Origin of the sequence: Stenotrophomonas sp. 2YAF22, assembly GCF_052114665.1 — a bacterium.
GTDB lineage: Bacteria > Pseudomonadota > Gammaproteobacteria > Xanthomonadales > Xanthomonadaceae > Stenotrophomonas > Stenotrophomonas indicatrix.
Genome location: NZ_JBFRFE010000402.1, coordinates 1 through 4,006, shown reverse-complemented (window position 1 = coordinate 4,006; position 4,006 = coordinate 1). Strand labels below are relative to the sequence as shown.

Here is a 4,006-nt window from a genome sequence, read left to right as displayed (position 1 = left end):
AGCGCGTTCGGCCGGCACGTGCTGGCACCGCTGCTGCCCTCGCTGCAGCAGCGCTACCCGCAGCTGCAGCTGGAGCTGCGCCTGACCGATCGCGCCGTGCAGCACGGTGCCGAGGCGGTGGATGCCAGCATCCGCATCGGCGCGCAGCTGGAGGACGGGCTGGTGGCACGTCCACTGGCGCGCATCCCGTTCGTTTTCTGCGCCTCGCCGGCGTACCTGCAGGCGCACGGCACGCCGCTGCAACCGGCGCAGCTGGCCGCCCATCGCGGCCTGCTGCATCGCTTTCCCACCGATGGCCGGCCACTGCGCTGGGGCCTGCTGAAGAACGGCGAGCGGGTGGATGCAGCGCTGCCGCCGAGCATGGTCTGCGATGACATCGACGCGCTGGCCGAGCTGGCCGCCGCCGGTGCCGGCATCACCCGGCTGGCGGCGTTCGTGGCCGAGCCCTACCTGCGCGATGGTCGCCTGCAGTGCGTGTTCGGTTGCGGCACCGACTGGCAGCCGGAACCGATGGACGTCTACTTCTGCGTGAGCGACCGCCGCGATTTCACCGCCAAGATCCGCGCGCTGTTCGAGCACCTGCAGGCCGGCCTGCCGCCGGCCTGGCAGGTGTAGTGCTCAGCGCGGGCTGAACACGCCGCGTGCGTCGCGCGGTTCGCAGCGCAGGTACTGCGGTGCCGGCACCACGCTGTCGCCCAGTGCAGCGGCGGCGTGCCACGGCCAGCGCGGGTCGTACAGGATGCCGCGGGCCAGTGCGATGGCATCGGCCTGGTTGTGGCGCAGGATCGATTCGGCCTGCTCCGGCTCGGTGATCATGCCCACCGCGATCACCGGCATGCGCACCTTCTTGGCCTTGATCGCCGCCGCGAACGGCACCTGGTAGCCCGGGCCAACACTGATCTTCTGGCGCTCGTGCAGGCCGCCGCTGGACACATGCAGGAAATTGCAGCCGCGCGCGTCCAGCACCTGTGCCAGCGCCTCGCTCTGCACGATGTCCCAACCCCCCTCGACCCAGTCGCTGGCGGAGATGCGCACGCCTACGGCGACCTTGTCCGACACTGCGGCACGCACCGCGTCGAACACTTCCACCAGCATCCGCAGGCGGTTCGGCAGCGAGCCGCCGTAGCCATCGGTGCGGCGGTTGCTCAGCGGCGACAGGAACTGATGCAGCAGATAACCGTGCGCGGCGTGGATCTCGATCAGCTCGAAGCCCAGGCGCTCGGCGCGCACCGCGCTGGCGGCGAAAGCGGCAACGACTTCGGCGATACCGGCCTCGTCCAGTTCCTGCGGTGCCGGATCGGCGGCATGGAACGGCAGCGGCGAGGGGGCCACGGTCGCCCAGCCGCGGGCATCATCGGCCGGCAGCTGGCCACCGCCGTCCCAGGGACGATTCACCGACGCCTTGCGGCCCGCATGGCCCAGCTGCACGCCCAGCGGCATCGGCGACCAGCGGCGCACGCTGGCCAGCACCTGCGCCAGGGCCGCTTCGGTGCCGTCATCCCACAGGCCCAGATCGGCCCAGCTGATGCGGCCGCGCGCTTCGACCGCGGTGGCCTCCAGGATCAGCAGGCCCGCGCCGGACTGCGCCAGGTTGCCCAGATGCATGGCGTGCCAGTCGCTGGCGCGGCCGTCTTCGGCGGAGTACTGGCACATCGGCGCGACGACGATGCGGTTGGACAGGGTCAGGGGGCCGAAGGAGATCGGCGAAAACAGCTGGCTCACGGCAGTGGGGGGTGTACCAAAGGGGGTGCGTATTGCACCGCTGTGCGGCCGATAGATCAACCGTGTGGGTGGATCGCTGTTTCGTGGGGGCGCGTTGTGGGTAGCGCCGGGCCACGCCCGGCGAGCGCACAGCGCGGCAGCCCGTTTCCGCCGGGCATGGCCCGGCGCTACCCGATGACGAACCCGGCCAGCGCCTCGGCGCAGTCGCGCTCGTCCTTGAACTGCAGCAGGTCGTCGGCACGGGTGCGGCCACGGTTCAGCGCGGCCACCGGCAGACCCGCCTTGGCCGCCGCCTGCACGAAGCGGAAGCCGGAATAGACCATCAGCGAGGAACCCACCACCAGCACTGCATCCGCCTGCTGCAGGTGCTCATGCACCGTAGCCACGCGCTCACGCGGCACGTTTTCGCCGAAGAACACTACGTCCGGCTTCAGCAGGCCACCGCAGTGCGGGCAGTCGGGCACCGCAAACGCGGAGAAGTCGGTTTCCAGATCGGCGTCACCGTCGGGCGCGATACCGGCCTGCAGCAATTCCCAGCCGGGGTTGGCCTGCAGCAGCCGCTGCTGGAACGCCTCACGCTCGCTGCGGCGTTCGCAGCCCATGCAACGCACCAGGTCCAGGCGGCCATGCAGGTCGATCACGTTCTGGCTGCCCGCGCGCTGGTGCAGGCCATCCACGTTCTGGGTCAGCAGCACCTGCAGCTTGCCGCTGTCCTCCAGTGCGGCCAGCGCCTGGTGGGTGCCGTTGGGCCGGGCCTGGCCGAAGCGCGGCCACCCCAGCAGGCTGCGCGCCCAGTAGCGCTGGCGGGTGGCGGCCTCACCCATGAAGGCCTGGTAGGTCACCGGCGGCGTGCGCTTCCACTGGCCATCGGCATCGCGGTAATCGGGGATGCCCGAGGCGGTGCTGCAGCCGGCCCCGGTCAGCACGAACAGGCGCTGGGCGCGGTCGATGAAGTCGGTGAGCGGCGGGGTCATGGCAGCCAGATGGGGGCGCACCGGCGCCCCCGCAAGCATCGGCTCAGGCCGCCGGCGCGCCGGGCAGCTGCGGCACGGTCACCGGGTGGCCATCGTCGCCCAGGGCGATCATCACGAAGTGGCCACGGGTGCACAGCTTGCGCTCGCCGCTGTGCAGGTCCTCGGCGATCAGCTCCACCTCGACCTTCATCGAGCTGCGGCCAACCTCGACGATGCGGCCGATCGTCTCCACCATCTGGCCGATGCGGATCGGCAGCTTGAAATCGACCTGGTCGCTGCGCGCGGTCACCACGGTGCGGCGCGAGTAGCGGGCGGCGGCGAGGAAGGCGGCCTTGTCCATCCATGCCAGTGCCTGGCCACCGAACAGGGTGCCCATGTGGTTGGTGTGGTTGGGAAAGACGATTTCGGCCATGCGCACTTCGGTCGGCGGCACGGTCTCGGGGATGGGGGTCATGGGGGCGGTTCGGGTGTGGGGTGAGACGGATTTTAAGGCAGGTGATGTGCAGGCGGCGCTACACTTCGGCACCCCCACTGCGTGAACCCACCATGCCCGCCACGTCCGACCTGCTGGCCTTCGCCCTTGTCTCGCTGGCCATGGTGCTGACACCCGGGCCGAACATGATCTACGTGATCTCGCGCTCGATCTGCCAGGGCCGCGTGGCCGGGCTGATTTCGCTGGGCGGGGTGGCGCTGGGCTTCGTGTTCTACATGCTGTGCGCGGCGCTGGGCATCACCGCGCTGCTGATGACCGTGCCGTTCGCCTACGATGCGCTGCGCATCGGCGGCGCGCTGTACCTGCTGTACCTGGCGTGGCAGGCGCTGAAGCCCGGCGGCCGCTCGCCGTTCGCGGTGCGTGACCTGCCGGTGGACGGCCCACGCAAGCTGTTCGCGATGGGTTTCCTGACCAACGTGCTGAACCCCAAGGTCGCGGTGATGTACCTGTCCCTGCTGCCGCAGTTCCTGCACCCGGACAGCGAAGGCGGCGTGCTGATGCAGTCGCTGGTGCTGGGTTCCACCCAGCTGCTGGTCAGCGTGAGCGTGAACGGCATCATCGCGATGATGGCCGGCAGCATCGCCGGCTTCCTGGCTGCGCGTCCCACCTGGCAGGCGGTGCAACGGTGGTTCATGGGCACGGTGCTGGCCGGGTTGGCCGTGCGCATGGCGGTGGATGGGCGGCGGTGATGACCCTGCACAGCGTCGCCTTTTTCACCTGACGCCCCTGCAGCCTTAGCGGAAGGGAACAGCGGGCATCGCCTACCCCACCTTCACGCCTCGTGGGGACATGACAGGCTTCTCCATGAAGTCTGCAC

The 4,006-nt window shown here is 69.9% G+C and carries 5 protein-coding genes; 2 read left to right on the top strand and 3 right to left on the bottom strand.

From position 1 onward, the window contains the following. A partial coding sequence (locus AB4Y84_RS15330) for a substrate binding domain-containing protein (RefSeq protein WP_442250383.1) occupies positions 1–615 on the top strand: 615 nt, incomplete at its 5' end. 3 nt (positions 616–618) lie between these two features. Here the strand turns inward: AB4Y84_RS15330 and AB4Y84_RS15325 are convergent. The 3 genes from AB4Y84_RS15325 to AB4Y84_RS15315 form a co-directional block, all read right to left on the bottom strand. Next, positions 619–1,722, bottom strand: a complete 1,104-nt coding sequence (locus AB4Y84_RS15325) for an NADH:flavin oxidoreductase/NADH oxidase (protein ID WP_105163262.1) — start codon at positions 1,720–1,722, stop codon at positions 619–621. A 167-nt stretch (positions 1,723–1,889) separates the two neighbouring features. Further along, positions 1,890–2,696 carry an NAD-dependent protein deacetylase gene (locus tag AB4Y84_RS15320; protein WP_442244001.1) on the bottom strand — a complete coding sequence of 269 codons (807 nt, stop codon included), beginning with the start codon at positions 2,694–2,696 and terminating at the stop codon, positions 1,890–1,892. 43 nt (positions 2,697–2,739) lie between these two features. After that, positions 2,740–3,150, bottom strand: coding sequence for an acyl-CoA thioesterase (locus AB4Y84_RS15315; RefSeq protein ID WP_025875773.1), 411 nt, complete (start codon positions 3,148–3,150; stop codon positions 2,740–2,742). 92 nt (positions 3,151–3,242) lie between these two features. Here AB4Y84_RS15315 and AB4Y84_RS15310 point away from each other — a divergent pair, with 92 nt between their 5' ends. Then, positions 3,243–3,878, top strand: coding sequence for a LysE family translocator (locus AB4Y84_RS15310; protein ID WP_089241505.1), 636 nt, complete (start codon positions 3,243–3,245; stop codon positions 3,876–3,878). Positions 3,879–4,006 lie beyond the last annotated feature (128 nt).

Coding starts and splice junctions, on each gene's coding strand:
- AB4Y84_RS15320 (WP_442244001.1), bottom strand. CDS start 2,696: ATGACCCCGCCGCTCACCGACTTCATCGACCGCGCCCAGCGCCTGTTC.
- AB4Y84_RS15315 (WP_025875773.1), bottom strand. CDS start 3,150: ATGACCCCCATCCCCGAGACCGTGCCGCCGACCGAAGTGCGCATGGCC.
- AB4Y84_RS15310 (WP_089241505.1), top strand. CDS start 3,243: ATGCCCGCCACGTCCGACCTGCTGGCCTTCGCCCTTGTCTCGCTGGCC.